We start from the raw sequence: 24569 nt of genomic DNA, 5'->3' as shown, positions 1-24569 counted from the left end.
TCCGGAGGTCGGTTCACGAGTGGAGGAACCACCAAGGTTCCGACCCTGTGGTCGTAACTACCCTGGGTGGAGCTGGCCGGAGAGACAGCGACCACCACGGCACCCTAGAGGTGCCTGTACTGGCCTATGAATGGTGAAGAGCGCCGGAGATAACCCGGCGCGTCTTCCCAAGGTATGAGCACGCCTGCGGCGACTAACCCGACGTGCCACCGGACGGTCGTCCCGTGTCACCCCAGGGTGATGGACCCGCCTACGAGAGCGGGTTTATCCTGCCCATGAGTTCAGCGGGGCGGGACTCCCGCACCCGCATGTACACACCCACGATGGTGGACACATCCTCTTGGCCGAGGATGCGCCCAATCTCCTTCGGGGTAGCCCCGGCTTCAGCCAGCCGGGTGATCAACCAGTTGCGACCGTAGTGCGGAGTGATCCGCGCGGTGACCCCCGCGCGGTCCTGAGCAGCGTGGAAGACGTTGCGGTACACGGTGTCCATCACAGGATCACCCTTGGCCGTGGTGGTGGCGTAGCCGTCCGCGCCGGGCTGGTACGTGCTCACGTGTTCCTGGACGACGTGGACGAACTCAGCCAGGACCGGGACAGTGCGGTACCCCGCCGGGGTCTTTGGCTCATGGTGGATCATGGTGGAGCGTCCTTCGCTGTCGAGGACGCGGACAAGGTTTCCCTCCACCGTGATCGAGTTACCACCGATGTGTCGGCCCTTGAGGGCCAGCGCCTCACCCACCCGCAGCCCGTGGAACAGGCACATCACCGTGACCAGACGGAACCGGTGAGGGACCATGTTCAGGATCGAGAGCATATCCGCAGTATCGGGCAGGTCCTTGGTCTTAGGCTTCACGCGACGGCGAGCAGCCCGCAGGCTCACGACGTTGTGGTCGAGGTGCCCGTACTCCACCGCCAGCGCTACCGCAGCGCGGAGTTTCTGGTACGCGGACCGGTTGCGCGGGGCCGTATCAGGCCACCGCGTGATAGTGCGTTCCCACCACTGCCCCACCATTGCGACCGTGAGGTGGTCCAGCGGGATTGCGCACAACGCGTCATCGTTCAAGACCCGGTTGTTCACCACAGCCGCGTAGGTGGCGTACGTGGAGGCACGCACGCTGGCCTTGATCACGCTCAGCCAGTGTTCAACGGCCTCACCGACGGTTGGGACCGTAGGCCTGACTGCTACCACAGCGGGCGGTTCCCACACACCCAGGTCGATCGTCTTGCGAACCTCTGCCAGCCACGCGAGTGCAGAGAGTCTATCCGGGAATGTGTCGTGGGCCTTGTACGTCCTACCGTCGGGACCGAGGTACCGGGCCTGGACTCTGCCACTGGGAAGCTTCCGGGTGGATCCCCAAGAATTCCGTGCCATAACCGTGCCATAACTACCCCTGTCCGTCGTCGGACAGTCACGACGGGCGGGGGTGTCGTGCCATAATGGATCTGTCCTTGAGCAGGACAAACCCGGAAACGAAAAACAGGCCAGGGGGTGAAAACACCCTCTGACCTGCTGTTTCGTGGAGCATAGGAGAATCGAACTCCTGACCTTCTGCTTGCAAAGCAGATGCTCTACCAATTGAGCTAATGCCCCATTGTTCCTGGTGGGCCTAGCAAGAATCGAACTTGCGACCTCATCGTTATCAGCGATGCGCTCTAACCGACTGAGCTATAGGCCCTTGGAACGTTGATAACATTAGCCAGTGTTGCACCTGATAGACAAATCGCCTGGTCAGGTGCGGTAAATCTGACTAGTCGGCTTCCTCTTGAGTGGCCAGCTGGAGGCCGCCGAAGAGGTCGACAACAGCGTTGTAGACGACGGCGGCCAAGGGGGCCAGGACGGTGGTGAGGATGGCGCTGATGGCGCCGAGGAGGGCCGCGATGGACATGACGAGACCGAAGGTCACGGTCTGTTCGCCACCGATGTCGCCCAGCAGGGAGTTGACCTGGTCCCAGATGCCGGCGGCGTCGACACCCACGTAGAGCAGGGCGACGGCGATGAGCCAGGCGACCAGACCCACGAGGGACATGGCCAGGCCCACGCGGAAGGCGGAGAGCGGTGAGACGCGGGTGATGGCGAGGGTGCGGCTGGCCATGGTCTACTCCTCGCCCTCGTCGTCGCCCTCGTCGTCGTCCTCGTAGTCGGCCGGGTCAACGACGGACTGGATGCCCTCTTCGACGATGTCGGCCTTCTGGGCGCGTCGCTCGGTGGGGCCGGTGACGTTGCCCTTGGCCACTGCCTCGGCCTCTTCCTCGCCTTCCTCCTCGACGTTCTTGTCGATGGCCAGCAGCTCGACGTCGTCAGGCAGGTTGACCAGGCGCACGCCCATGGTGGCGCGGGAGGAGGGACGGATCTGGTTGACCTCGGTGCGGATGACGCCGCCGGCGGAGGTGATGGCGAAGATCTCGTCGTCCTCGTCGACAGCGACGGCGCCGATGAGGTGACCGCGCTTCGGGGTGTACTTGAAGGTGACCACGCCGAGGCCGCCGCGGCCCTGGGAGTTGTAGTCCTCCATGGGGGTGCGCTTGCCGTAGCCGCCGGAGGTGGCCACGAGGAGGAAGTCACCGTCGCGGACGACGCACATGGCCAGCAGCTGGTCGTCGCCACGGAAGCGCATGCCCTTGACGCCGGCGGTGGCGCGGCCCATGGGGCGCAGCTGGTCGTCGTCGGCGGTGAAGCGGATGGACTGGCCGTACTGGGAGACGAGGAGGAGGTCGTCGTCATCCGAGCACAGGGCCGCACCGATGAGGCGGTCGTCGTCGTTGAGGTTGATGGCGATGAGCCCTGCGGAGCGGGCGGACTCGTAGTCGGTGAGGCGGGACTTCTTCACCCGGCCCTGCGCGGTGGCGAGCACCAGGTAGGGGGCGTCCTCGTAGGTCTGGATCTGGATGACCTGGGCGATGCGCTCCTCCGGCTGGAACTCCAGCAGGTTGGCCACGTGCTGGCCGCGCGCGGTACGCGAGGCCTCGGGCAGCTCGTAGGCCTTGAGCCGGTAGACGCGACCGAAGTTGGTGAAGAAGAGGATCCAGTCGTGGGTGGAGGAGACGAAGAAGTGGCGGACCACGTCGTCCTGCTTGAGCTCCGCACCGCGCACGCCCTTGCCGCCGCGCTTCTGCGACTTGTAGGCGTCGACCTTGGTGCGCTTCGCGTAGCCGGTGGAGGTGATGGTGACCACGACGTTCTCGCGGGCGATGAGGTCTTCCTCGGAGACGTCGCCGGTGGCGGCGATGATCTGGGTGCGGCGGTCGTCGCCGTACTTGCGGACGATCTCCTCGAGCTCCTCACGCACGATGGTGCGCTGCCGCTCCGGCTTGGCCAGGATGTCCTTGAAGTCGGCGATCTGGAGCTCGATCTCGGCGAGCTCGTCGACGATCTTCTGGCGCTCGAGGGCCGCCAGGCGGCGCAGCTGCATGGCGAGGATGGCGTCGGCCTGGGTCTCGTCGACGTCGAGAAGCGACATGAGGCCGGTCCGGGCCTCGTCGACGGTGGGCGAGCGACGGATGAGCGCGATGACCTCGTCGAGCATGTCGAGGGCCTTGACCAGGCCGCGGAGGATGTGCGCACGTTCCTCGGCCTCGTCGAGGCGGTACTGCGTGCGGCGGACGATGACGTCGATCTGGTGGGCGACGTAGTAGCGCAGCATCTGGTCGAGGCGCAGGGTACGCGGCACGCCGTCGACGATGGAGAGCATGTTGGCGCTGAAGTTCGACTGCAGCTGGGAGTGCTTGTACAGGTTGTTGAGCACCACGCGCGGCACGGCGTCCCGCTTGAGGGTGATGACGATGCGGAGGCCGACGCGGTCGGAGGATTCGTCGTCGATACGCGAGATGCCGGCGAGCTTGCCCGCGGCGACCTGCTCCGCGATGTTGGCCACCATGTTGTCCGGGTTGACCTGGTACGGAAGCTCGGTGATGACGATCGTCTGGCGGTTACCCGCCTCCTCGATGGAGGTGACACCGCGCATGCGGATCGAGCCGCGGCCGGTGGTGTAGGCGTCCTTGATGCCCTGATCACCGACGATGAGCCCGGCGGTCGGGAAATCCGGGCCCTTGACGAAGCTCATGCACGCCTCGAGGGCCTCCTTCTCGTCCGCCTCGGGGTTGCTCAGCAGCCAGTAGATGGCGTCGGCGAGCTCATTGAGGTTGTGCGGCGGGATGTTCGTCGCCATACCGACGGCAATGCCGCCGGAACCGTTCATGAGCAGGTTGGGCACGCGCGCGGGCAGGACATCCGGCTCGCGGGTCTTACCGTCGTAGTTCGGGGAGAAGTCGACGGTGTTCTCGCGGATGTCGCGGACCATCTCCATGGCCAGCGGGGACATCTTGCACTCCGTGTATCGCATGGCGGCGGGGCCGTCGTTGCCGCGGGAGCCGAAGTTACCCTGGCCGTCGACCAGCGGGTAGCGCATGTTCCACGGCTGCGCGAGGCGCACGAGGGTGTCGTAGATGGCCACGTCGCCGTGCGGGTGGAACTGGCCCATCGTGTCGGAGACGGGGCGGGCGGACTTCACGTAACCGCGGTCCGGGCGGTAGCCGGAGTCGAACATCGCGTACATGATGCGGCGGTGGACGGGCTTCATGCCGTCGCGGACCTCCGGCAGCGCACGACCGACGATGACGGACATCGCGTAGTCGATGTAGCTGGTCTGCATCTCCTCGTTGATGTCGATGGGGAGGATGCGGTCGAAGAGGTCGCCGCCACCCTGGGTGGTGTCGTCGCTCATGATCACCTATCTGTTTCGGGGCTGAAATACCCCTTGATCCTACCCTTTCGGCCCTCTGCGGCCGCGCACGACGCTTATCGACGCCCCAGTGGTATCACTCTGCCACCAGGCTGGAGTGTGCCGTGTGCTGCACGCCTGGAAGGTGGTTAGATGCCACTTTTCAGCTGGAATATGTCACTTTGACCTCATTGGTTTCAGGATTTGGGCCCTACACTCCCCCATTCGGGGGAGGAATTCGCTACAAACGCTCGGGTATGACGGGCCCTTAAATGATGGCATGTCCTGCACTTTTCCAGCAGGGAGTCAGGACGATTTCCGCATCAAACAGATTATTCACGTCCACGCATGCTTTTCCCTGCGCGACAAATTAGTCTGAGAGCACTTGTGGAGCTTCTCACCAAAACCCTGAGACTTGATAGCTCCCACAGACCACTCCGAAGCGACTGTTAGGAACCCACCATGATCTCGAGGCGCTACCTTGCACTCCTCACCAGCGCGGCGCTGACGACCACGCTGGTCGTACCCCAGGCCCAGGCCCAGGAAGTCCCGCCGGCCGAGGGTAACGTCACGGTCGCAGCTGAGAACCAGCCGGCCGCCAACCCCGCCGAGAACTTCACCGTCCCGGCCCAGATCAACACCCAGGTGATGGCCGGCGGCCCGGCCTCCACCGTCACCGTCGAGGCGACCGGTGGCACCGGCAACTTCGAGTACACCCTCGGTGGCGCGGAGAACCTGCCCGCGGGCGTCACCGCGACCCTCGCCAACAACGTCGTCACGCTGACCGCCGCGCGTGACGCCGTCGTCGACTCCACCGGCTACATCATGGTGTGGGTCCGCCACTACGGTGAGAACGGCTCCCAGTCCGTCAAGGGCGTGCGCGTCAACGTCGCGGTCACCCCCTTCGTCAACCAGGCTGAGGATTTCCGGATCCTCGACGAGAACGCCACCGTTGCCCAGGCCGGCACCACCACCGGCCAGTTCGATGCCGAGGGTGCCGCTGGCCGGGTCGTCCACACCATCGGCGACCGGCCGGCCGACTGGCCCGCCGGACTCAACGTGACCACCACGGAAGACGGCGCCTACACCGTCACCGCCGACCGCAGCGTCGCCCCGGGCCGCTACTCGATCATGCACTGGGCCCGCCACTTCCACCCGAACGGCCAGCAGTCCGTCCGTGGCGCGTGGATGCACATCACCGTCACGGAAGCCGCCGTGGTTCTCAACTACGACGGTGTCACCATGGAGCCGGGCGAGACCCGCACCGACATCACCCCGAACCCGGAGCTGCACACCCAGGATCCGACCATCCAGTACCGGGGCCCCATCTCCGCTCCTGAGGGCTGGGACGTCAAGGTCGATCGCGTCACCGGTCGCGTCGAGGTCACCGTCCCCGAGGATGCGGTGCCGGGCGACTACCCGATCGAGGTCAACGCCGTTCGCGTCGTCAACGGTGAAGAAGTTGTCCTGAGCACCGGGACTCTCGTCGTCACCGTCGCCGAGGAGGACGTCGTTCCCCCGGTCGACGATGAGGACGAGGGCGGTTCCGCCATCCTCGGCAGCTCCCTGCCGCTGCTGCTGGGCCTCGGCATCGCCGGCTCCGCACTGGCTGGTTCCGCTCTCCTGAGCTCCGGTGGTTCGGCTGTCGCCGACGGTTCCGCCGCTCCGGCCCAGAACAACCCAGGCGCTCCGGCGCCGGCACCGGCCCCCGCCCAGAATCAGGCACCGGCTCCGGCACAGGGCCAGGCTCCGACCGGTGGGCATGACCCGAAGGCCGTCGCCCAGGCGCAGGCCGCCAACGCTAAGGCTGCTCCGGCCGCCACCCAGGCCCAGCCGAAGAAGGTTGCCGCCACCCAGCCGCAGGCGCAGGCTCAGCCGCAGCGTCAGCTGGCCAACACCGGCGTGCAGGGCACTCTCATCGCCCTGGCTGTCGGCCTGGCTGCGATCGCCGCTGGCGTCCTCCTCGTGATGCGCCGCCGCACCAACTAGGAACCGCCGGTTCCTGAAGCGCAAGGCCACCCCACCTCGTGTGGGGTGGCCTTTCTGCTATCAATGGCTCATGGCCATGACTCTCCGCCTCACCCCGGAACAAGACCGCGCGCTGACCCTCCTCGCCGAGGCGCAGGGATCCAGCAAGCATGAGGCCGCCGTCCGCGCCATCGTCAGCGCCGCGACGCGGTTGCTTAACGACGCCGCCGTCGCCGAGCTCGCCCGCGAAGTCATTCCCGGTCATTCGGCCCTGGAGTCCCGGATCCGGCGGGCGCGCGGATGACGCCCGGGCTCACCGCCGAGCAGGTCCTTCTCCTTGCCGACGAGTTCTGCGCCGCGCACCGCGTGCAGATCCGCGACTTCGGCGCCCTGGTGGCGGCGGCCACCGTGCCGGGGGCACAGATCTCAGGGATCCCGGTGCACGCGGGCACGCAGGCGGCGGGACGCGCCTTCGCCGAGGCGGTCATCGCGCTGGAGCCTCTCAGCGACCGGAATCGGGACTTTGCTGCTGTCTGCCGGAAGGTCTACCTGCTGATGTATTCGTGACGTGGCAGAGGCGGTTGATTTCCGCCCTCCGATTCATTGGCGGGCCCCGAGGTGAGTGTGTAAGGTTTGTAACCGTTGTGGTTGCAGTTGTTCAGAGTTGCTGATGTGACTAGAGAGACTGTGGCGGAAGAACTGCAACACAGCAGCGATCTCCGTCGTTGTTCCCACCCGGCCCCGGCCGGATGAGTTCAACCATGGTGATCGCTCTTTTTCATTAGTGTGGGGCCCATGACTGATCTCTCACTGCTCCTCACCGCCGACAAGCGCGACGCCGTCCTCGCGGATCTGGCGGGCCTGGCTGAGGCCACCGTCGCCAAGCAGTCCGGGCTGACCGGCACCGCCATCAAGGCGGCCGTGGCCGCCGCCAAGAAGGTCGACAGCGACATCGTCCCGAAGGGCATCAACCGGATGCTCCCCGACGTCCTCGGTGACCTCCAGCCCCACTGGCAGGCCTTCCGCGCCGATGAGAACGCCACCGACTTCGGTGCCTTCCTCGCTGACCGGGGCCCCCAGGTCGTCGATTCGCTCATGGCCATCGCGGACCGCAACGCCGAATCCATCACCGTCGCCCCCCTGGCCAAGGCCTACAACGGGCTGCGCGGCAAGACGGCGAAGCTCATCGTGCCGGAGATCCCGGAGCTCGGGCGCATCCTGCAGAAGCACATGTCCTGACCGTGGACACCGTGCGCCTCGCGGCCTTCGCCGATCTCCATCTGGGACGGAAGAAGGCCCCCGGTGTGCGGTGGGCCCGGGAGGTGCTTATCGACGCCGCCGCGCGCGGCGCCGACGTTGTCATCTTCACCGGCGACCTCCTGGACAAGAAGAAGGCCACTGAAAAGGACCTCCGGGACGCCGTCGAGCTCTTTCGTTTCATCACCCGGGAGCTGGCTCTGCCGCTCGTGCACGTGTGGGGCAACCACGACGTCGGCTCCGGGTTCATCCCCCACTTCCCCGCCCTGGAGGGGGTGCACCGGCCGGAGGGTGGGGGCGTCGAGAAGCTCGAGGTGCCGGGCATACCGCTCATCTTCCACGCCGCGAACGTCATCGCGGACCCCGATCCGCGGCCGACGCTGCGGGAGCTGCCCGCGGTGAGCGGGGCCGGGCACGTCGGGGTACTCCACACGGAGGTGGAGGGGGTCTACACCAAGAACCCGTGCCTGCCCACGACGACGAGCCACCTGCTGTCGCGGGGCTACAGCGCCTGCCTTATGGGGCATGTCCACTCCCCCGTGGTCCTCAACGAGGACCCGTGGGTCGGGTGGATCGGCATGGGCGAGATCCTCGAGCTCGAGGTTCCCGCCACCTAGACGTCGAGGAAGCGGACGTCCTTCGCCTTGCGGGTGATGAAGGAGCGGCGGGCCGCGACATCGTCACCCATGAGGATGGAGAACAGCTCGTCGGCACGCTGGGCGTCCTCGAGATCGACGCGACGCAGGATGCGCTCGCTCGGGTCGAGGGTGGTCTCCCACAGCTCGTTCGGGTTCATCTCGCCGAGACCCTTGTAGCGCTGGATGCCGTCGTCCTTGTTGATCTTCCGGCCGGCCGCCAGGCCCTCCTCGAGGAGCTGGTCGCGCTCCGCATCGGAGTAGGCGAAGCCCGGCTCGCCCTTGCCCTGCCACTTGAGCTTGTACAGCGGCGGGTTCGCCAGGTACACGTGGCCCTGGGCGATGAGGTCCGGCATGAAGCGGAACAGCAGGGTGAGCAGCAGGGTGGCGATGTGCTGGCCGTCGACGTCGGCATCCGCCATGAGCACGATCTTGTGGTAACGGAGCTTCGAGATGTCGAACTCCTCGTTGATGCCGGTACCCAGGGCGGTGATGATCGCCTGCACCTCGGCGTTCTTGAGCACCCGGTCGAGGCGCGCCTTCTCCACGTTGAGGATCTTGCCGCGCAGCGGAAGAATCGCCTGGTAGAGCGAGTCGCGGCCGGCCTTGGCGGAGCCGCCGGCCGAGTCACCCTCCACGATGTAGAGCTCGGAGACACCCGGGTCCTTGGAACGGCAGTCGGCGAGCTTGCCGGGCAGACCGCCGAGATCGGTGGCGGACTTCCGGCGCACCAGCTCGCGGGCCTTGCGTGCGGCGATCCGCGCCTGCGAGGAGGCGACGGCCTTGTTGACGATGACCTTGGCCTCCGCCGGGTTGGCGTCGAGCCACATGGCGACGTGCTCGTTGGCCATGCGCTGCACGAAGGATCGGACCTCGGTGTTGCCCAGCTTCGTCTTCGTCTGGCCCTCGAACTGCGGCTCCGACACACGCACGGACACCACTGCGGCCAGGCCCTCACGGCAGTCCTCGCCGGTGAGGTTCGGGTCCTTGTCCTTGATGAGCTTGTGCTCACGCGCGTACTTGTTCATCAGGGAGGTCAGCGCGGAACGGAAGCCCTCCTCGTGGGTGCCACCCTCGTGCGTGTTAATGGTGTTGGCGAAGGTGTGCACGGACTCCTTGTAACCGGAGTTCCACTGCATCGCCAGCTCCAGCTCGTGGCCCTCGCCCTTGGCCTCGAAGCCGACGATGGAGGGGTGCATGACGTTCTTGCCCTTGTTGAGGTGGTTGACGTAGTCGACCAGCCCATTCGGGTAGTGGTACGTGACCTTCTTCTCGCGCTTCTTCGGCGGCTTGGGGGCCTCCCCGGCGGGGACCTCCTCGACCTCGGTGTCGTCGAAGGAGGGGGCGTCGAGAAGCTGGGCGGTGTCGCCCTCCTCGGCGATGGCCTCCAGCTCGAGCTGCTCCTCGGTGACGCGCTCGTCCTTGAGGGTGATGGTCAGGCCCTTGTTGAGGAAGGCCATCTCCTGCAGGCGGCGCGAGATCGTGTCGTAGTCGAACTCGATCGTCTCGAAGATCTCGGCGTCCGGCCAGAAGCGGATCGTGGTGCCGGTGCCGCGGGCGTTGCCGCCCTCCACCAGGTCATCCGGCACGGAGTTGGTGAAGTTCTGGAACCAGTGCTTGCCGTCGCGCTTGATGTCCGCCTCGACGTGGGTCGACAGGGCGTTGACCACGGAGATACCGACACCGTGCAGACCGCCGGAGACCGCGTAGGAATCGGAGTCGAACTTGCCGCCGGCGTGCAGCTGGGTCATGACGACCTGCACCGTGGGAGCACCCGAGGGGTGCATCTCGACGGGGATACCGCGGCCGTCGTCGACGACCTGCACGCCACCGTCGGCCAGCAGGGTCACCTCGACCTTGGAGGCGTAGCCGGCCATGGCCTCATCGACCGAGTTGTCGACGACCTCCCACACCAGGTGGTGCAGGCCGCGGGGTCCGGTGGAACCGATGTACATGCCGGGGCGCTTGCGGACAGCTTCGAGACCCTCGAGAATCGTGATCGATGACGCGTCGTAATTGTGTTCAGCGTTAGCCACGTGAAACGAGTTCTCCTCGCTAGATTGTTATCAGACCTCACCAGTCTACACTGCGGGGGTCACTACCAGGGAAGGGGTTGCGCGCGTCGGAGGGGCATTCTCGTGCGTTTTTGGCGCTGTGTCATTTATCCGTAGGTGTCACGCGGCCCGCGACCCTTGACATGGAGCGGCCCCTTCCGCCAACTCGGGGCCCGCGGCCCGAAGATCTTCAACTCTGTGATGATGTTCGGCCCCACCTTCTCCGCGATCACCTGCAGAATCTGCCGCTGCATCATCCGCAGATTCGTCGCCCAGGCCGTGGAATCGCACGTGATGAACAGCTGCCGGTCCTTGACCATCTCCACCGTCGTGTGCTGTGCGATCTTCGGCCCCACCAGCTCCGCCCAGTTGCCGAAGACCCACCCACCGGCGATGTCCTTCTCCCAGCCGCGGCGCGTGATCTCCGTACCCAGCAGCGAACCGAACGTATCGACGTCCAGTGGTCGCCGCCGCCGCCGACCGTCCTTGCCCGTCGGTCGCCCGATCCGCGGCGGGGTGCTCTTCTTCTGGGGTCGGCGCGGCGGCAGCGGTGTGGAGCCGCGCTGCTTCGCGGCCTTCTGCATCGCCTCGAAGGCGGCCTGCACCGGATCCGGCTCAGTCATGACAGCTCACTGACCCTGCCCTCGTCCGTGTCCCGCACCGTCACGGTGTAGGTCCGCGCGGTCGCGCGGATCGTCTCCGGCAGATCCCCGTCGACGGCGGCGGTGATGAGCACCTGTTCCGCCGCCGCAGCCAGGGCGACGAGTTTCTCGCGGCGCCCGGCGTCGAGTTCGGCGAAGACGTCGTCGAGGATGAGTACCGGGTCGGTGCCCTCGCGCCTGAGCAGCGTGAACTCCGCCAGCCGCAGGGCGATCGCGTAACTCCACGTCTCGCCGTGCGAGGCGAAACCCTTCGCCGGGGCCTGCCCGAGATGAAGCAGCAGGTCATCGCGGTGCGGGCCGACGAGCGACATACCGCGTTCGATCTCGCGGGAACGTACCCGGCCGAGCTCGGCGAGCATCTCCGCCTCGATCACCTCCGACTCCCCGCTTATCGACGCCACCGTCCCCCGGTATTCCACCCCCACCGGGCGCGACTCCGGCGCCAGGCCCGCGTAGGCCTCCGCGATGAGCTCGGACAATTCCGCGACGAGCGCCAGGCGGGCGGCGATGACCTGCGCCCCGTGGGCGGCCAGCTGCCCGTCCCACACGTCGAGGGTGGCCAGGGCGCCGGCGCCGTCGGCGTCGCGGTAGCCGCGGCGCAGGGAGGAGCCGGCGGATTTCAGCAGGGCGTTGCGCTGGCGGAGCACCTTGTCGTAATCCGCCTTCACGCCGGCCAGGCGCGGGCTGCGGGTGGCGATGATGTCATCGAGGTAGCGGCGCCGCTCCGCCGGTTCCCCCTTGATCAGCGCCAGATCCTCCGGCGCGAACAACACCGTCCGCACCACCCCGAGCAGCTCGCGCGGGGACCCCAGGCGGGTCCGGTTGATCTGCGCCTGGTTCGCCGCATGCGGCTTGATCAGCAGGTGCGTCGTCAGCTCCCGGCCCTGGTTGACGGCGGTGACGGAGACCCGCGCGTTGTCCGCCCCCTGCCGGACCAGCGGGGCATCCTGCGACACCCGGTGCGAGGAAAGGTGGGCGAGGTAGCCGACGGCCTCGATGATGTTCGTCTTACCGAAACCGTTGCGCCCCAGGAACAGGGTGATCCCCGGCTCCAGCTCGAGCGAGAGTTCCGGCCAGCTGCGGAAGTCCCGCAGCTCCAACGTCCTGATGTAGATGTGCCACCCACCTATCCGGGCAGGCGCACCGGCATGAGGAGGTAGGTGAACTCGGTCTCCGGGGTGGGGAAGGTGCCGTCGGCGTCGGCCTCGGGAAGCTCCGCCGGCTCCGGGACGAGGATCGCCGGGCGCGAGGGCTCGGTGAATCCGAAGACCACCCGCGAGGTGTTCACCACGCCGAGGCCGTCGCGGAGGTAGCCCGGGTTGAAGGCGATGACCAGCTCATCCTTGCCCGAGAAGGCGCAGGGCAGGCGCTCCTCCGCATGACCGGAATCCATGCCGCCGGCCGAGAGGATGAGTTCGCCGTCGCTGAACTGCATGCGGATCTGCGCGTTGCGCTCGGTGACCAGGCTGACGCGGCGGATGGCCTCCTGCAGCGGCGCGATCTCGACGCTGGCGATGGAGGTGTGGGTCTTCGGCAGCAGCGGCTGGATGTTCGGGAAGTCCGCGTCGAGCATGCGGGCGGTGGTCTCCCGCGAATCGGTGTGGATGCCGAAGAGTCCGGCGGCGCCGATCTGCTCGCCGGTGCCCACGGCGATCTCGACCGGGTTGTTGGTGTCCAGGCTGCGGGCGTTCTCCAGGAGGGTCTTGGCCGGGACGAGGAGCTTGGCCTGGACCTCGCGGGAGACCGGATCCCACTCGAAGGTGCGCAGCGCCAGGCGGAAACGGTCGGTGGCGGCGAGCTTGACCTGGTTCCCGGAGATCTCCATGTGCACGCCGGTGAGCATCGGCAGGGTGTCATCCTTGCCCGCGGCGGTGGCCACCTGGGTGACGGCCTCGTTGAACAGCTGCGGATCGATGGTGCCGGTCACCTCGGGCAGGGCCGGGATCTGCGGGTAGTCGTCGAGCGGGATGAGCGGGAGCTCGAAACGGGAGGAACCACACGAGAGCAGCGCCTTCGAGCCCTCGACGCGCAGCTCGACCGGCTTGTTCGGCAGGTTGCTGACAATCTCCGCGATGAGCTTGCCCGCCACCGCGATGCGCCCCTGGTCACCGATCTCCGCGGCGACCCGCACCTTGGTGGAGACCTCGTAATCGAAGCCCGCGAACTCGAGCCCGTTGTCATCGGCAGTGATGAGCATGGCGCGCAGGACCGGCTGCGTCACCTTGGTGGGCAGGCTCCTGGCCACCCATGCGACGGCGTGGGCCAGATCATCCCTGACCACCCGGAACGACACTGCTTGTGACTCCATGCTTGCGGGCTCCTCAAAAACTTGTGATCCGCCGTCGCGGACCCCTGAATAACAATCACCAACGTACCCGACCGCCCGCCCACGGCGGCACCCGACCAAGTTCTTGTCATTCGCTTCTCACTCGCTTATGACGCCGCCGAGCACCCCGCCCGGCACTTCTCCCCACATCCTCTTTCTTCTCTTTGAATTACAAGTATGAAAAAGAGTAGTAACAGTAGGTCCTGTGCAACCTGTGGATGGAGGGGTGAATCTCAAGGTAGCCGGGCGGATCGCTGGTGTGATTCGGGGTGTGGACAGCTTGTGGATAGTTCGGGGGAATTGTGGATAACTCCGTGCCCCGCGAATCCTTCCACAGGCAGGGGTCGATTCATTCACCGCTTCTCAACAGGGAAAACGGGGTTATCCACAGGGCTTCCCGGCAGTGTGTCGCCGGTCACTCTGTGACTAATCTCTCTGAACTACATTCGTGTAATTACACAGGTGTGGATAACGCTGTGGACAACCCCGGAAACGCGAAACCCCGCTGCTCACCCGGGGTACGGGGAGCAGCGGGGCGTCGATAAGCAGTGGTCAGCCGCGGCCGCGGTTCTTCACCAGCTGCGTGAGGGCCTGGATCTCGTCGTAGGTGTCGCGCTTCTCGGTCATCTCCTTGCGGATCTTCCGGTCGGCGTACATGACGGTGGTGTGGTCCTTGCCGCCGAACTCGTTGCCGATCTTCGGCAGGGAGAGGTCGGTGAGCTCGCGGCAGAGGTACATCGCCAGCTGGCGGGCGTGGGCGACGGCGCGGGTCTTTCCGGCTCCCGTGAGGGTGTCCAGGGTGATGCCGAAGTAGTCGGCGGTGACCTCCATGATCGTCGACGCGGTGATCTCCACGTCGGCGGCGTCGGGGAGGATGTCGCGCAGGGCGATCTCGGCCATCTCCTGGTTGATGGGCTCGTCGATGAGCGAGGAGTAGGCGGAGACGCGGATGAGCGCGCCCTCGAGCTCGCGGATGGAGGACTCGAAACGCGAGGCGATGAGCTCGAGCACGCCACGGTCGACGTGGGTGCCGTCGGCCTGGGCCTTCTTCTCCAGGATGGCGATGCGCGTCTCCAGGTCCGGCGGTTGCACGTCGGTGATGAGGCCGCCCTCGAAACGGGTGCGCAGGCGGTCCTCGAGCGTGGTCAGCTGCTTCGGCGGCCGGTCCGAGGACAGGATGATCTGCTTGTCCGCCTGGTGGAGGGCGTTGAAGGTGTGGAAGAACTCCTCCTGGGTGCCCTCCTTGCCCTCGAGGAACTGGATGTCATCGACCATGAGGATGTCGAGGTTGCGGTAACGGCGCTTGAAGGATTCCTGCCGGTCATCGCGGACGGAGTTGATGTAGTCGTTGGTGAATTCCTCACTGGAGACGTACTTCACCCGCAGCCCCGGCTGCAGCACCTGCGCGTAGTTGCCCGCCGCGTGGAGCAGGTGGGTCTTGCCCAGGCCCGAGCCACCCCAGATGAACAGCGGGTTGTATGCGCGCGCCGGATTCTCCGCCACCGCCACGGCCGCGCCGTTGGCGAAACGGTTGGAGGAACCGATGACGAAGCTCTCGAAGGTGTACTTCGGGTTGAGCGACTTCTCCCGGTTCGGGTCGTGCGCCGGGGTCTCGCGCGGCAGGCGCTGGGATTCCTGGTAGGCGGGGACGACGGGGGCCGGCGGCGGGGTGTGCGTGGTGTCCCAGCCCAGCTGGTGGTCCGGGATGCGCTCCTGCACCCCGGGGGCGAGCGTCTGGATGGGGGGCTGAGGCTCGGGGATGGCGGCCGGTTCGATGGAGACGGCCAGGCTGCAGGGGCGGCCGGTGCGTTCGCTGAGCACCTTGACGATGTGGGGCCCGAAATCGTCCTCGATGACCTGCTTGGCCATCGCGTGCGGGGTGGCCAGGACGGCGTAGCCGTCGACGAGCACGATCGGCTGGGCGAGGCCGAGGAAGGCCCGCTGCTGATGCGTGAAGGTCGGGATCCCCGAATCGGGGCGCTCCGACTGGTTGAGGAGCTCCGCCTTGATCGCCTGCCAGGTCTCGGCAAGGGACTGCTGCTGGTCCGCCACGTGGGGCCGCTCCTTCTTTTCCAAATGATACGGGCACATCCGGGCACGCCGAATGGTGATGCGGGAATGTCGCGGGAGGTCGTGCGCCGCATCTGTTCACAGGCCCTATTGTGGCCCCGACCTCGTCATCCACAGAGTTGTCCACAGGTGTGGAGAATCTGCCGCGGGAATCTTTCCACAGCCTAGTCGATAGCTTGTGGATAATACGATTCGCGCCGGATAACTCTCTCACCTGCGGAAATCCCGCCCCCTGGGGAAACTCTCAACCTTGGATTGATGGTTATCCACAGGGCTGGGGGTGGCACTCTGTGATGTCGTGTGAGTCTCTCCATTGTTACCCAACGTCTCTGCACGTTGTCCATCGAATGGCCGGACATCTCCCGCCGCCCGGGAGCGGGCCGCTGGGGAAACGGGAGAAGACCCCGGTGAGCAGCCAAAAATCACAGATATGTCATTTCAGGGGCACCCGTTCGGACATGCGCGACACGCCGGGACGTCAATTTGTTCGGACGGGGCATTCTCGCGTAGTCTGTGATGGTCTGTCACACCGCCGGATGCGCCCTCCTGGGGATTGCGCCGGCGGATGTGTGTGAGAGCAGCGTCGGCACCGGATCACCGGGCCGCGGCACCCGCCGCGCGTCAGTGCGGACGCAGCACATCTCAACTTGTAAATGAAACTTCAGCGGTCCCGCCGGTCCCGTACGGCCGATCGCGTCACACCAGAGGAGAACAACCGTGGCAAAGGGCAAGCGGACGTTCCAGCCGAATAACCGTCGTCGCGCACGCGTGCACGGCTTCCGTACCCGTATGCGCACCCGTGCAGGTCGCGCCATCGTCTCGGCGCGTCGCCGTAAGGGCCGCGCCAAGCTGACCGCTTAATTTCACCGACACCCCGGTGCTCCCGACACAGCACAAGTTCACCTCGCCGTCTGATTTCAGCCGGACGATCAAGCGTGGACGTCGTGCCGGGACCCGCACCGTAGTGGTTCATCTGCATGAGCCCGACGCGCCGATCGCCCATCAGGGCGGTCCCCGCGTCGGGCTCATCGTTTCCAAGGCCGTCGGGAATGCGGTGATCCGTCACCGCACCTCCCGGCGGCTCCGGCACGTCTGCGCCGCGCTTTTCGACGCCCTCCCGCCCACCGCCGACCTCGTCATCCGGGCGTTGCCGGGGTCGGGCGGGGCGTCGTCACGCGAGCTGGACCGTGACATCCGCAAGGCGCTCAGGCGCCTCGGGGCCCTCGATGAGTAGGCTCTCCCCCGCCGCGCGCCTCCTTGAGGCGGCGGTGCTGTTCTACCAAAAAAACATCTCGCCCCTTAAGATGGGGTCGTCCTGCCGTTTTGAACCGACCTGCAGCGCCTATGCGCTCGGTGCCGTCCGGGGACACGGGGCACTGAAGGGTCTGCTCATGGCGCTGGCCCGGCTGAGCAAGTGCGGGCCATGGCATCCGGGCGGCTACGACCCCGTCCCCGAAAACACCGATATCAAGGAGTCCTGACACACAGTGCTCAACTTCATCTACTGGCCGATCTCGGCCATCCTGTGGTTCTGGCACAAGGCGTTCAGCTTCGTGCTCGACCCGGATCTCGGCATCACCTGGGTGCTCTCGATCGTCTTCCTCACGTTCACCGTCAAGGCGATCATGTTCAAGCCGACCCAGAATCAGCTGCGTTCCGGTCGCAAGATGCAGGAAATGCAGCCCAAGATGGCGGAGATCCGCGCCAAGTACAAGAACGACCAGCAGAAGATGATGGAGGAGACGCGCAAGCTCCAGAAGGAGATGGGCGTCAACCCGCTGCTCGGCTGCCTGCCGATGCTCGTGCAGATCCCGGTGTTCATCGGCCTGTTCCACGTCCTGCGTTCCTTCAACCGCACCGGTGAGGGCGTCGGCCAGCTGGGTCTGAGCATCGAGCAGAACCGCAACACCCCGAACTACATCTTCGGCGTGGACGAGGTCCAGTCCTTCATCGACGCCCGCTTCTTCGGCGTCCCGCTGTCCTCCTACATCTCCATGCCGCAGGACATGTACCAGGCCTTCCAGCCGGTGGACTTCACGCGGACCGACATCATCCTGGTGGCCGCGCCGCTGGCGATCATCATCGCCATCGCCACCCACTTCAACGCCCGCATGTCGATCGACCGCCAGAAGGCGCGCATCGCCTCCGGCAAGCAGGCCGCCCCGACCGGCGACAACGCCGACATGATGGCCATGCAGATGGGCATGATGAACAAGATGATGCTGTGGGTCATGCCCGCCACCATCCTGTTCACCGGCTTCCTGTGGCACATCGGCCTGCTGTTCTACATGATGTCCAACAACGTGTGGACCTTCTTCCAGCAGCGCGTCCTCTTCGCCCAGATGGACCGCGAGGAGGAGGCCGAGGAGGAGGCCCGCAAGGCCCTCAAGCGCACCACGGCCCCCGCCCCGGGCGCCCGTGCCGGCGTCAAGAAGAAGCGCAAGAAGAAGTAGCGTCTCGACGTCCCCCGTACAGCCACCGCGAACCACCGGTTCGCGGTGGCTGTATCGTTGTGAGACATGAGTGAGACCCCCGCACAGGCCGTGTTCGGCGAACGCCTCCCCCTCGCCGAGGCGTACCACGATTCCCTGGCCACCGACGGCTCCGTCCGCGGCTTCATTGGTCCGCGCGAGGTGGAGCGCCTGTGGGACCGGCACATCCTCAACTGCGCCGTCATCGGCGAGGTGATGGCACACGGGGCGAAGGTCGCCGACGTCGGCTCCGGGGCCGGTCTGCCCGGCATCCCGCTGGCCATCGCCCGGCCCGACCTGGACATCACCCTCATCGAGCCGCTGCTCAAGCGCTCGGTGTACCTCCAGGAGGTGGTGGACCTGCTGGCCCTGCCCAACGTCACCGTCATCCGGGCCCGCGCCGAGGACCGTCCGCTGGCGGAGCCGGTGGACATCGTCACCTCCCGCGCCGTCGCCCCGCTGGGCAAACTCGCCGGCTGGTCCCTGCCCCTCGTGCGCCGGGGAGGCGAGATGATCGCCATGAAGGGCTCGTCTGTCGCGGAGGAGCTGGAGCGCGATGCCGCGCTGATCAAGAAGGCCGGGGGCGGGCGGGCGTCGATAAGCACGGTCGGCGCGCAGCTCGTCGAACCCACGACGGTCATCCGTATCCCCCGCGTGCACTAAGGTGGGGAAGGCTAGACAGTCACGAACAAGTCGAGGAAGAGGTCCATGGTCGAGCAGTTGCCGAAGCCGGAAGCGCCGCGCCTGATCACGGTCGCCAACCAGAAGGGCGGCGTCGGCAAGACCACGAGCTCCGTCAACCTCGCCGCCGGGTTGGCCATGCTGGGGGCGAAGGTCCTCGTCGTCGACCTCGACCCGCAGGGCAACGCCTCCACCGCGCTCGGGGCCGTCCACACCTCCGGCACCACCTCGAGCTATGAGCTGCTCATCGGTGATGCCTCCGCCGTCGACGCCGTGCAGCCCTCCACCGCCCACGAGAACCTCTTCTGCATCCCCGCCACCATTGACCTGGCCGGCGCGGAGATCGAGCTGGTGTCCCTCGTGCGGCGTGAATACCGGCTGCACGACGCCCTCCGCGGCTCCGGATTCCTCGCCGAGCACGGCTTCGACTACGTCATCATCGACTGCCCTCCCTCCCTCGGCCTGCTCACCATCAACGCGATGACCGCGGTCGACGAGATCCTCATCCCCATCCAGTGCGAGTACTACGCGCTGGAGGGCGTCGGGCAGCTGCTCAACAACATCTCCATGATCCGGCAGCACCTCAACACCAACCTGCACATCTCCGCCATCCTGCTGACGATGTACGACGCCCGCACCAAGCTCTCCGAGCAGGTGGCCACCGAGGTCCGCGCCCACTTCGGCGATGTCGTCCTCGGGCACGTCATCCCCCGCTCCGTGAAGGTCTCCGAGGCGCCCGGCTACGGGCAGACCGTGCTCAACTACGATCCGCTGTCCCGCGGGGCCGTGGCCTACCTCGACGCGGCCCGCGAATTCGCCACCCGCGGCGACTACCAGCCCGCCGAATCGACCGGCCCCATCGGCGTCAGCCCCGCCACCGCCCAGCAGCTCGCATCAGAAAGGTAGCCGACATGAACCAGGAAACTCGCAAGGGTGGACTCGGTCGCGGCCTCGCCGCCCTGATTCCCTCCGGCCCCACGCCTTCGTCGCCCCGCCTCGGTGAGGGCGCCGCGGACGTCATCCTCGGCGGCACCAAGGGCGCCCGTGACCAGGAACGCCGGGTCAAGCCGCAGCCGGACGTCGGCGCCACCTACCGGGAGATCCCCCTCGGCGAGATCACGCCCAACCCGCACCAGCCGCGCACCGTCTTCGACGAGGAGGCGCTCAACGAGCTCGTGCACTCCATCCGCGAGTTCGGCCTCATGCAGCCCATCGTCGTGCGCGCCATCGACGACGGCTACGAGCTCGTCATGGGCGAGCGCCGCTGGCGGGCCGCCGGCCGCGCCGGCCTCACCCACATCCCCGCCATCGTGCGCAGCACGGCCGACGCCGACATGCTCCGCGACGCCCTGCTGGAGAACATCCACCGCGCCCAGCTCAACCCCCTCGAAGAGGCCGCCGCCTACCAGCAGCTCCTCGAGGAGTTCAACGTCACCCAGACCGAGCTGGCCGACCGCATCGGCCGTTCCCGCCCGGTGATCACCAACACCATCCGCCTCCTCGCCCTGCCCGTCCCGGTGCAGCGCCGCGTCGCCGCCGGGGTGCTCTCCGCCGGCCACGCCCGCGCCCTGCTGGGCCTCAAGGTGGGCGGCGTGGAGGAACTCGCCGACCGCGTCATCGCCGAGGGCCTGTCCGTGCGCGCCACCGAGGAGGCCGTCACGCTGCTCAACCGCGGCGAGGCGGAACCGGAACGCCGGAAGGCGGGCCCCGTCGCGCAGCCGGAGATGTTCACCCGCGCGGCCTCCCGCCTCGGCGATTCCTGGGACACGAAGGTCACCGTCACCATGGGCCGCGGCAAGGGGCGCATGGTCGTCGAATTCGGCGACGAGGAGGACTTCGAACGCATCCTCGGACTCATCGAAGGCCGGTGACCGGTGTACGCGCGTCTCGTCCCGCTGAGCCAGGAGACGATCGGCCGCATCCACCCGCAGGCCGGACGTTCCATCTTCTGGGAACTCGACGCCGAGACCGCCTCCCTCGTCCAGGACGCGGGTGACCCCTCCTTCGAGAAGGAGGCCTGGCTGACCACCACCCTCCTCGACTACGGCTGCTGCGGCCTCTCCCTGGAACGCAGCACGGCGGTACGCGCCGTCGCCACCGTCCTGTGGTCCGCGCGTGACGACGCCCCCGGCTCCCTGCAGCTGCCCACCGCCCCCGTCTCCCCCGACGCCGAGGTGCTCACCTCTCTGTTCATCGACCCGGGCTTCGCCGGCGTGGGCCTGGAGGCCGTGCTCATCGACGCCGCGATCATGCAGCTTGTCGACGCCGACGTCCCCGCCGTCGAAGCCTTCGGCTGGCGCCCCGACTTCTTCTCCCGTGCCGACGTCGACGAACTCCTCGAAGGCCCCGTCGGCGCCGTGCTGCGTTCGGCCTCCGAGATCGGGCTGATGTCGGTGGCGGTGCTGGAATCAGCGGGCTTCCAGGTGGTGGCGGACCATCCGGTGCTTCCCCGCCTGCGCCTCGAGCTGCCGCCCCAGCACGGGCTGCTCTCCGGCGCGGCGGTGGAGGAGCTGCTGGACAGGGCGCGCGTGTAGCGCCGCTACGCCTGCTCCGCCCGCAGCAGCTCGGCGAACTTGAAGGTGCCCGTCGGGGTGTCGTCGCGGTCGAGGAGGTAGAGGCGCTTGACGGCCACCACCACGGCCTCGGCGATGGAGTCCCGGATGGCGGGGTCGGTGAGGCGGGCGACGTCACCGGGGTTCGACAGGTAGCCGGCGACGAGCTCTACGGTCGGGGCCTGTGTGAAGCGGAGCATCTCCCAGGTGCGGGCGTGGGTGCCGCAGTTCTGGAACTCGGTGCGCGCGCAGATCTCGCGCTGGATGAACCCGGAGAGGGTCTCGCCGGTGAGCGAGCTGCTGCCGGTGGAGGAACCGAAGTAGAAGGTGGCCACACCGTGGGCCTTGTCGTTCGGGTACTGGTCGACCTGGAGGGAGAGGACGAGGTCGGCGCCGAAGGCGTTGGCGATCTCGGCGCGGGTGGTGTGGTCGGGGTCGTCCATGCGGGGCCGCGACATGATGGTCTCCATGCCTGCGGAGATCATGCGGCCCTTGATGCGGGAGGCGAGGTCCCAGAGGATCTCCTCCTCCGAGATCTGCCCGTGCAGGCCGGCGACGAGGGCGCCCTTGTTGGCGCCGCCGAGAGCCGGGTCGATGACGACGCGTTTGCCGGCGAGCATGGGGCCGGCGTTGCGCACCTGCTCGCGCTCGCGGATGGCGTGGGGGCTGCCGCCGGTGATGCGGCGGCCGAGGAGCTTGAGGGCGGCGAGGGTCTCGGGGCCGCAGACGCCGTCGTCCTGGAGGCCGGAGTTGAGCTGGTAGTTGGCCAGTGCCTCGTGGGTGCCGCGGCCGAAGTGGCCGTCGACGCGGTGGGAGTAGAAGCCCAGTTCCTGGAGCTGCACCTGGAGGCTGGCGACATCGTCGCCGATCATCTCGTTGTGCGGCTGGTACGACAGGACGCGGGACCCCAGGCGGTAGGAGGCGTGGCGCAGCTCCCGCAGGGTCATGTCGTCGATGTGCCCGGACGGGACGATTCCGCGGGACTGCTGGAAGGCCTTGAGGACGTGGGACAGGTCGGCGTCGAAAAGCTTGTCCTCTTCGGCGTACTTGTCGGAGAGGTCTCCCTCGAAGCCGGAGAGAAGTCCCAGCCGGGCGAGGGTGGAGCGCGCCTCCGCCACGCGCGGGCTGCGATCCCCTACACGGAACGTGTTGGTCACGGCACTCCTTCCAGGGTCAGATGCCACAGATCTTATCCCAGCCGTCAGGAGTCGGCCGGTGCTGCTCATAGGTGCTCAAGATTAGCAGTTACATGAGGGGTTCCAGCTTCGCCATGATGTGGGAGCGGGGGCGGACGCCGATGAACTCGTCGACCTTCTCGCCGTCCTTGAAGAAGAGCACGGCGGGGATGGACATGATCTGGAACATGGCGCCGAGGGTGCGCTCCTCATCCACGTTGACCTTGGCAATGGTCACGGAGTCGCCGAGCTCGTCGGCGAGCTCGTCGAGGAGGGGGCTGAGCTTCTGGCAGGGGCCACACCACTCGGCCCAGAAGTCGACGATGACGGGCTTGTCCGCCTCGACGACGACTTCGCGGAAGTTGGACTGGGTGACCTCAATGACGTTGCTCATGTGATTCTCCTTACAAGGGGCTTAGAGGGCGGCCAGATAGTGCTCAGCGTCGATGGCGGCGCGGCAGCCGGAGCCGGCCGCGGTGATCGCCTGCTGGTAGTGATCGTCCACCAGATCGCCGCACGCGAACACACCCGGGACGGAGGTGTCGGTGGAGGGCTCGGAGACCTTCACGTAGCCGCCCTCCCGGAGCTCCACCTGGCCGGCCAGGAACTCCGAACGCGGGTCGTGGCCGATGGCGACGAACATCGCGGTGACGGGCAGCTCGGAGAGCTCGCCGGAGACGGTGTCGCGCAGCATGATGCCACCGACCTTGCCGTCCTTGTCCACCACGTGGTCGACGGTCTTGTTCGTCGCCCACTCGATCTTCTCGTTCGCCCGGGCGCGCTCCAGCATGATGGCGGAGGCGCGGAACTCCTCGCGTCGGTGCACGATGGTCACCTTGTCGGCGAACTTGGTGAGGAACGTGGCCTCCTCCATCGCCGAGTCCCCGCCGCCGATCACCGCGATCTCCTGGCCCTTGAAGAAGAAGCCGTCACAGGTGGCGCAGGAGGACACGCCGCGGCCCATGAGCTCGCTCTCCCCCGGGACGCCGAGCAGGCGCGGGGCGGCGCCGGTGGCCAGGATGACCGCGCGGGCCTCATGCACCTCATCGCCGACGTGGATGCGCTTCACCGGGCCCTCCAGCTCCACGGAGTCCACCAGTTCCATCCGCATGTCCGTGCCGAAGCGCTCGGCCTGGCCGCGCATCTCCATCATGAGGTCCGGGCCCATGATCCCGTCCTTGAAGCCGGGGAAGTTCTCCACGTCGGTGGTGGTCATCAGCGAACCGCCGTACTCGTAGCCCTCGAACATGATGGGCTTGAGCTCGGCGCGGGCGGCGTAGATGGCGGCGGTGTAGCCGGCGGGGCCGGAGCCGATGATGGCGACGTCGTGAATCATGAATACTCCTGATCGGGTGGCTGTACCCAGCCAAGTCTAGGTGCTCTCCTCCGATCTCAACGACCGGGCACCGTGGAACATTCCCCGAGGTCGGCGCGCAGTGCCTCCCGTGCCCGGTTGCGGCGCGACTTGATGGTCCCCGGCTGCACCCCCTCGTGCTGCGCGACGTGCCCGATGGAGTAGCCCTCGATGTCGATGAGCCACAGCGCCCGTCGCTGGTCCGGGTGCAGGCGGTCGAGGGACTCGTGCAGATGCAGCAGCTCCTCCGAACGGCCGATGGGATCGGCGGCCAGCAGCGGGTTGACGTCGTGGGGGATGGCGTCATCGTCAAGCGTCGGCGCCTCCACCTGCACGCGGTGGTTGCGGAAGTCCCAGCCCGAATTCATCACCAGCCGGTGCAGCCACGTGCTCAGCGAGGATTCACGCCGCCAGGTGTGCAGGCTGTAGCTGGCGCGGAAGAGGGCCTCCTGGAGGATGTCCTGGGCGTCGTCCTCGTTGTTGCCGTAGCGCCGGGCCACCCACAACAGCCGCGCGCGGTGGCGTTCCACGATGGTGGAGAACGCCTTGAGGTCCCCCTCGATGTAGGCGGCCACGAGGCCGCCGTCTGAATGCGTCAATTCTTCCCCCCGGAAACTGTGCTGACACAGTCATTGGACCCCAG

At 66.8% G+C, this 24569-nt stretch carries 25 protein-coding genes, 2 tRNA genes and 1 pseudogene; 13 read left to right on the top strand and 15 right to left on the bottom strand.

Annotated elements, in window-relative coordinates; all coding sequences use genetic code 11:
* Positions 1 to 250 precede the first annotated feature (250 nt).
* The 6 genes and pseudogenes from ACFPUZ_RS09135 to gyrA all read right to left on the bottom strand — a co-directional run bounded on the left by ACFPUZ_RS09135 (position 251) and on the right by gyrA (position 4724).
* The gene (locus ACFPUZ_RS09135) at positions 251 to 1132 is read right to left on the bottom strand and encodes a tyrosine-type recombinase/integrase (protein WP_377001609.1); all 882 of its coding nucleotides are present in this window, start codon (positions 1130 to 1132) and stop codon (positions 251 to 253) included.
* Positions 1133 to 1228: 96 nt separating this feature from the next.
* Positions 1229 to 1375, bottom strand: a pseudogene (locus tag ACFPUZ_RS13235) (tyrosine-type recombinase/integrase); the annotation flags it as partial.
* A gap of 146 nt (positions 1376 to 1521) precedes the next feature.
* Positions 1522 to 1594 (bottom strand) — tRNA-Ala (locus ACFPUZ_RS09130).
* An 8-nt stretch (positions 1595 to 1602) separates the two neighbouring features.
* A tRNA-Ile gene (locus tag ACFPUZ_RS09125) sits at positions 1603 to 1679 on the bottom strand.
* A gap of 72 nt (positions 1680 to 1751) precedes the next feature.
* Entirely contained in the window at positions 1752 to 2096 is a 345-nt protein-coding gene (locus ACFPUZ_RS09120; RefSeq protein WP_377001608.1) for a DUF3566 domain-containing protein, read from the bottom strand.
* A 3-nt stretch (positions 2097 to 2099) separates the two neighbouring features.
* A complete protein-coding gene (gene gyrA / locus ACFPUZ_RS09115; RefSeq protein ID WP_377001607.1) occupies positions 2100 to 4724 on the bottom strand; it encodes a DNA gyrase subunit A in 2625 nt (874 codons plus the stop codon).
* Between the two features lie 459 nt (positions 4725 to 5183).
* On the opposite strand from gyrA, the gene ACFPUZ_RS09110 reads away from it, so the two are divergent.
* The 5 genes from ACFPUZ_RS09110 to ACFPUZ_RS09090 all read left to right on the top strand — a co-directional run bounded on the left by ACFPUZ_RS09110 (position 5184) and on the right by ACFPUZ_RS09090 (position 8563).
* Positions 5184 to 6710, top strand: coding sequence for a Rib/alpha-like domain-containing protein (locus tag ACFPUZ_RS09110; RefSeq protein WP_377001606.1), 1527 nt, complete (start codon positions 5184 to 5186; stop codon positions 6708 to 6710).
* Positions 6711 to 6780: 70 nt separating this feature from the next.
* Positions 6781 to 6993 (top strand): CopG family transcriptional regulator, encoded by a 213-nt coding sequence (locus tag ACFPUZ_RS09105; RefSeq protein WP_377001605.1) that lies wholly within the window; start codon positions 6781 to 6783, stop codon positions 6991 to 6993.
* Complete coding sequence (locus ACFPUZ_RS09100) at positions 6990 to 7256, top strand: TetR family transcriptional regulator (RefSeq protein ID WP_377001604.1); 267 nt, start codon at positions 6990 to 6992, stop codon at positions 7254 to 7256. The genes ACFPUZ_RS09105 and ACFPUZ_RS09100 overlap by 4 nt, the downstream gene beginning before the upstream one ends.
* A gap of 228 nt (positions 7257 to 7484) precedes the next feature.
* Positions 7485 to 7928, top strand: coding sequence for a DUF6918 family protein (locus ACFPUZ_RS09095; RefSeq protein ID WP_377001603.1), 444 nt, complete (start codon positions 7485 to 7487; stop codon positions 7926 to 7928).
* A gap of 2 nt (positions 7929 to 7930) precedes the next feature.
* A complete protein-coding gene (locus ACFPUZ_RS09090; RefSeq protein ID WP_377001602.1) occupies positions 7931 to 8563 on the top strand; it encodes a metallophosphoesterase family protein in 633 nt (210 codons plus the stop codon).
* On the opposite strand, the gene gyrB is transcribed toward ACFPUZ_RS09090, so the two are convergent.
* The 5 genes from gyrB to dnaA all read right to left on the bottom strand — a co-directional run bounded on the left by gyrB (position 8560) and on the right by dnaA (position 15675).
* Complete coding sequence (gyrB, locus tag ACFPUZ_RS09085; protein ID WP_377001601.1) at positions 8560 to 10617, bottom strand: DNA topoisomerase (ATP-hydrolyzing) subunit B; 2058 nt, start codon at positions 10615 to 10617, stop codon at positions 8560 to 8562. The genes ACFPUZ_RS09090 and gyrB overlap by 4 nt on opposite strands.
* A 125-nt stretch (positions 10618 to 10742) precedes the next feature.
* Positions 10743 to 11258, bottom strand: coding sequence for a DciA family protein (locus ACFPUZ_RS09080; protein ID WP_377001600.1), 516 nt, complete (start codon positions 11256 to 11258; stop codon positions 10743 to 10745).
* Positions 11255 to 12412, bottom strand: coding sequence for a DNA replication/repair protein RecF (gene recF / locus ACFPUZ_RS09075; RefSeq protein ID WP_377002249.1), 1158 nt, complete (start codon positions 12410 to 12412; stop codon positions 11255 to 11257). The genes ACFPUZ_RS09080 and recF overlap by 4 nt, the downstream gene beginning before the upstream one ends.
* 11 nt (positions 12413 to 12423) lie before the next feature.
* Positions 12424 to 13605, bottom strand: a complete 1182-nt coding sequence (gene dnaN / locus ACFPUZ_RS09070) for a DNA polymerase III subunit beta (protein WP_377001599.1) — start codon at positions 13603 to 13605, stop codon at positions 12424 to 12426.
* 570 nt (positions 13606 to 14175) lie between these two features.
* The gene (gene dnaA, locus ACFPUZ_RS09065) at positions 14176 to 15675 is read right to left on the bottom strand and encodes a chromosomal replication initiator protein DnaA (RefSeq protein WP_377001598.1); all 1500 of its coding nucleotides are present in this window, start codon (positions 15673 to 15675) and stop codon (positions 14176 to 14178) included.
* A 735-nt stretch (positions 15676 to 16410) separates the two neighbouring features.
* On the opposite strand from dnaA, the gene rpmH reads away from it, so the two are divergent.
* The 8 genes from rpmH to ACFPUZ_RS09025 all read left to right on the top strand — a co-directional run bounded on the left by rpmH (position 16411) and on the right by ACFPUZ_RS09025 (position 21379).
* Complete coding sequence (gene rpmH, locus ACFPUZ_RS09060) at positions 16411 to 16554, top strand: 50S ribosomal protein L34 (protein ID WP_015402223.1); 144 nt, start codon at positions 16411 to 16413, stop codon at positions 16552 to 16554.
* 16 nt (positions 16555 to 16570) lie between these two features.
* Positions 16571 to 16927: a ribonuclease P protein component gene (rnpA, locus tag ACFPUZ_RS09055; RefSeq protein ID WP_377001597.1), complete on the top strand. Its 357-nt coding sequence runs from the start codon at positions 16571 to 16573 to the stop codon at positions 16925 to 16927.
* Positions 16920 to 17174 (top strand): membrane protein insertion efficiency factor YidD, encoded by a 255-nt coding sequence (yidD, locus tag ACFPUZ_RS09050; RefSeq protein ID WP_377001596.1) that lies wholly within the window; start codon positions 16920 to 16922, stop codon positions 17172 to 17174. The genes rnpA and yidD overlap by 8 nt, the downstream gene beginning before the upstream one ends.
* 6 nt (positions 17175 to 17180) lie before the next feature.
* Positions 17181 to 18146 (top strand): membrane protein insertase YidC, encoded by a 966-nt coding sequence (gene yidC, locus ACFPUZ_RS09045; RefSeq protein ID WP_377001595.1) that lies wholly within the window; start codon positions 17181 to 17183, stop codon positions 18144 to 18146.
* A 66-nt stretch (positions 18147 to 18212) separates the two neighbouring features.
* Positions 18213 to 18827 carry a 16S rRNA (guanine(527)-N(7))-methyltransferase RsmG gene (rsmG, locus tag ACFPUZ_RS09040; RefSeq protein WP_377001594.1) on the top strand — a complete coding sequence of 205 codons (615 nt, stop codon included), beginning with the start codon at positions 18213 to 18215 and terminating at the stop codon, positions 18825 to 18827.
* Between the two features lie 45 nt (positions 18828 to 18872).
* Positions 18873 to 19751, top strand: a complete 879-nt coding sequence (locus tag ACFPUZ_RS09035; RefSeq protein WP_377001593.1) for a ParA family protein — start codon at positions 18873 to 18875, stop codon at positions 19749 to 19751.
* A 5-nt stretch (positions 19752 to 19756) separates the two neighbouring features.
* Complete coding sequence (locus tag ACFPUZ_RS09030) at positions 19757 to 20716, top strand: ParB/RepB/Spo0J family partition protein (protein WP_377001592.1); 960 nt, start codon at positions 19757 to 19759, stop codon at positions 20714 to 20716.
* Positions 20717 to 20719: 3 nt separating this feature from the next.
* A complete protein-coding gene (locus ACFPUZ_RS09025; protein ID WP_377001591.1) occupies positions 20720 to 21379 on the top strand; it encodes a hypothetical protein in 660 nt (219 codons plus the stop codon).
* 5 nt (positions 21380 to 21384) lie between these two features.
* Here ACFPUZ_RS09025 and ACFPUZ_RS09020 read toward each other — a convergent pair whose 3' ends face one another.
* From ACFPUZ_RS09020 to ACFPUZ_RS09005, 4 genes are all read right to left on the bottom strand, one after another.
* A complete protein-coding gene (locus tag ACFPUZ_RS09020; protein ID WP_377001590.1) occupies positions 21385 to 22554 on the bottom strand; it encodes an N-acetylmuramoyl-L-alanine amidase in 1170 nt (389 codons plus the stop codon).
* Positions 22555 to 22642: 88 nt separating this feature from the next.
* Positions 22643 to 22966 carry a thioredoxin gene (trxA, locus tag ACFPUZ_RS09015; protein WP_377001589.1) on the bottom strand — a complete coding sequence of 108 codons (324 nt, stop codon included), beginning with the start codon at positions 22964 to 22966 and terminating at the stop codon, positions 22643 to 22645.
* Positions 22967 to 22987: 21 nt separating this feature from the next.
* A complete protein-coding gene (gene trxB / locus ACFPUZ_RS09010) occupies positions 22988 to 23908 on the bottom strand; it encodes a thioredoxin-disulfide reductase (RefSeq protein ID WP_377001588.1) in 921 nt (306 codons plus the stop codon).
* Between the two features lie 56 nt (positions 23909 to 23964).
* On the bottom strand, positions 23965 to 24525 hold the full coding sequence (locus ACFPUZ_RS09005) for an RNA polymerase sigma factor (RefSeq protein ID WP_377001587.1): 561 nt from the start codon (positions 24523 to 24525) through the stop codon (positions 23965 to 23967).
* Positions 24526 to 24569 lie beyond the last annotated feature (44 nt).

The sequence above is a fragment of the Corynebacterium nasicanis genome, assembly GCF_042658165.1.
In the GTDB taxonomy this organism is placed as follows: domain Bacteria; phylum Actinomycetota; class Actinomycetes; order Mycobacteriales; family Mycobacteriaceae; genus Corynebacterium; species Corynebacterium nasicanis.
The sequence above is the reverse complement of the archived record's forward strand: the minus strand, read 5'-3'. Positions and strand labels throughout refer to the sequence as shown.

Excerpts from the sequence above, each read along its gene's own strand:
- ACFPUZ_RS09120 (WP_377001608.1), bottom strand. The coding sequence starts at position 2,096 with ATGGCCAGCCGCACCCTCGCCATCACCCGCGTCTCACCGCTCTCCGCC.
- gyrA (WP_377001607.1), bottom strand. The coding sequence starts at position 4,724 with ATGAGCGACGACACCACCCAGGGTGGCGGCGACCTCTTCGACCGCATC.
- ACFPUZ_RS09110 (WP_377001606.1), top strand. The coding sequence starts at position 5,184 with ATGATCTCGAGGCGCTACCTTGCACTCCTCACCAGCGCGGCGCTGACG.
- ACFPUZ_RS09105 (WP_377001605.1), top strand. The coding sequence starts at position 6,781 with ATGGCCATGACTCTCCGCCTCACCCCGGAACAAGACCGCGCGCTGACC.
- ACFPUZ_RS09100 (WP_377001604.1), top strand. The coding sequence starts at position 6,990 with ATGACGCCCGGGCTCACCGCCGAGCAGGTCCTTCTCCTTGCCGACGAG.
- ACFPUZ_RS09095 (WP_377001603.1), top strand. The coding sequence starts at position 7,485 with ATGACTGATCTCTCACTGCTCCTCACCGCCGACAAGCGCGACGCCGTC.
- ACFPUZ_RS09080 (WP_377001600.1), bottom strand. The coding sequence starts at position 11,258 with ATGACTGAGCCGGATCCGGTGCAGGCCGCCTTCGAGGCGATGCAGAAG.
- dnaN (WP_377001599.1), bottom strand. The coding sequence starts at position 13,605 with ATGGAGTCACAAGCAGTGTCGTTCCGGGTGGTCAGGGATGATCTGGCC.
- yidD (WP_377001596.1), top strand. The coding sequence starts at position 16,920 with ATGAGTAGGCTCTCCCCCGCCGCGCGCCTCCTTGAGGCGGCGGTGCTG.
- rsmG (WP_377001594.1), top strand. The coding sequence starts at position 18,213 with ATGAGTGAGACCCCCGCACAGGCCGTGTTCGGCGAACGCCTCCCCCTC.
- ACFPUZ_RS09035 (WP_377001593.1), top strand. The coding sequence starts at position 18,873 with ATGGTCGAGCAGTTGCCGAAGCCGGAAGCGCCGCGCCTGATCACGGTC.
- ACFPUZ_RS09030 (WP_377001592.1), top strand. The coding sequence starts at position 19,757 with ATGAACCAGGAAACTCGCAAGGGTGGACTCGGTCGCGGCCTCGCCGCC.
- trxA (WP_377001589.1), bottom strand. The coding sequence starts at position 22,966 with ATGAGCAACGTCATTGAGGTCACCCAGTCCAACTTCCGCGAAGTCGTC.
- trxB (WP_377001588.1), bottom strand. The coding sequence starts at position 23,908 with ATGATTCACGACGTCGCCATCATCGGCTCCGGCCCCGCCGGCTACACC.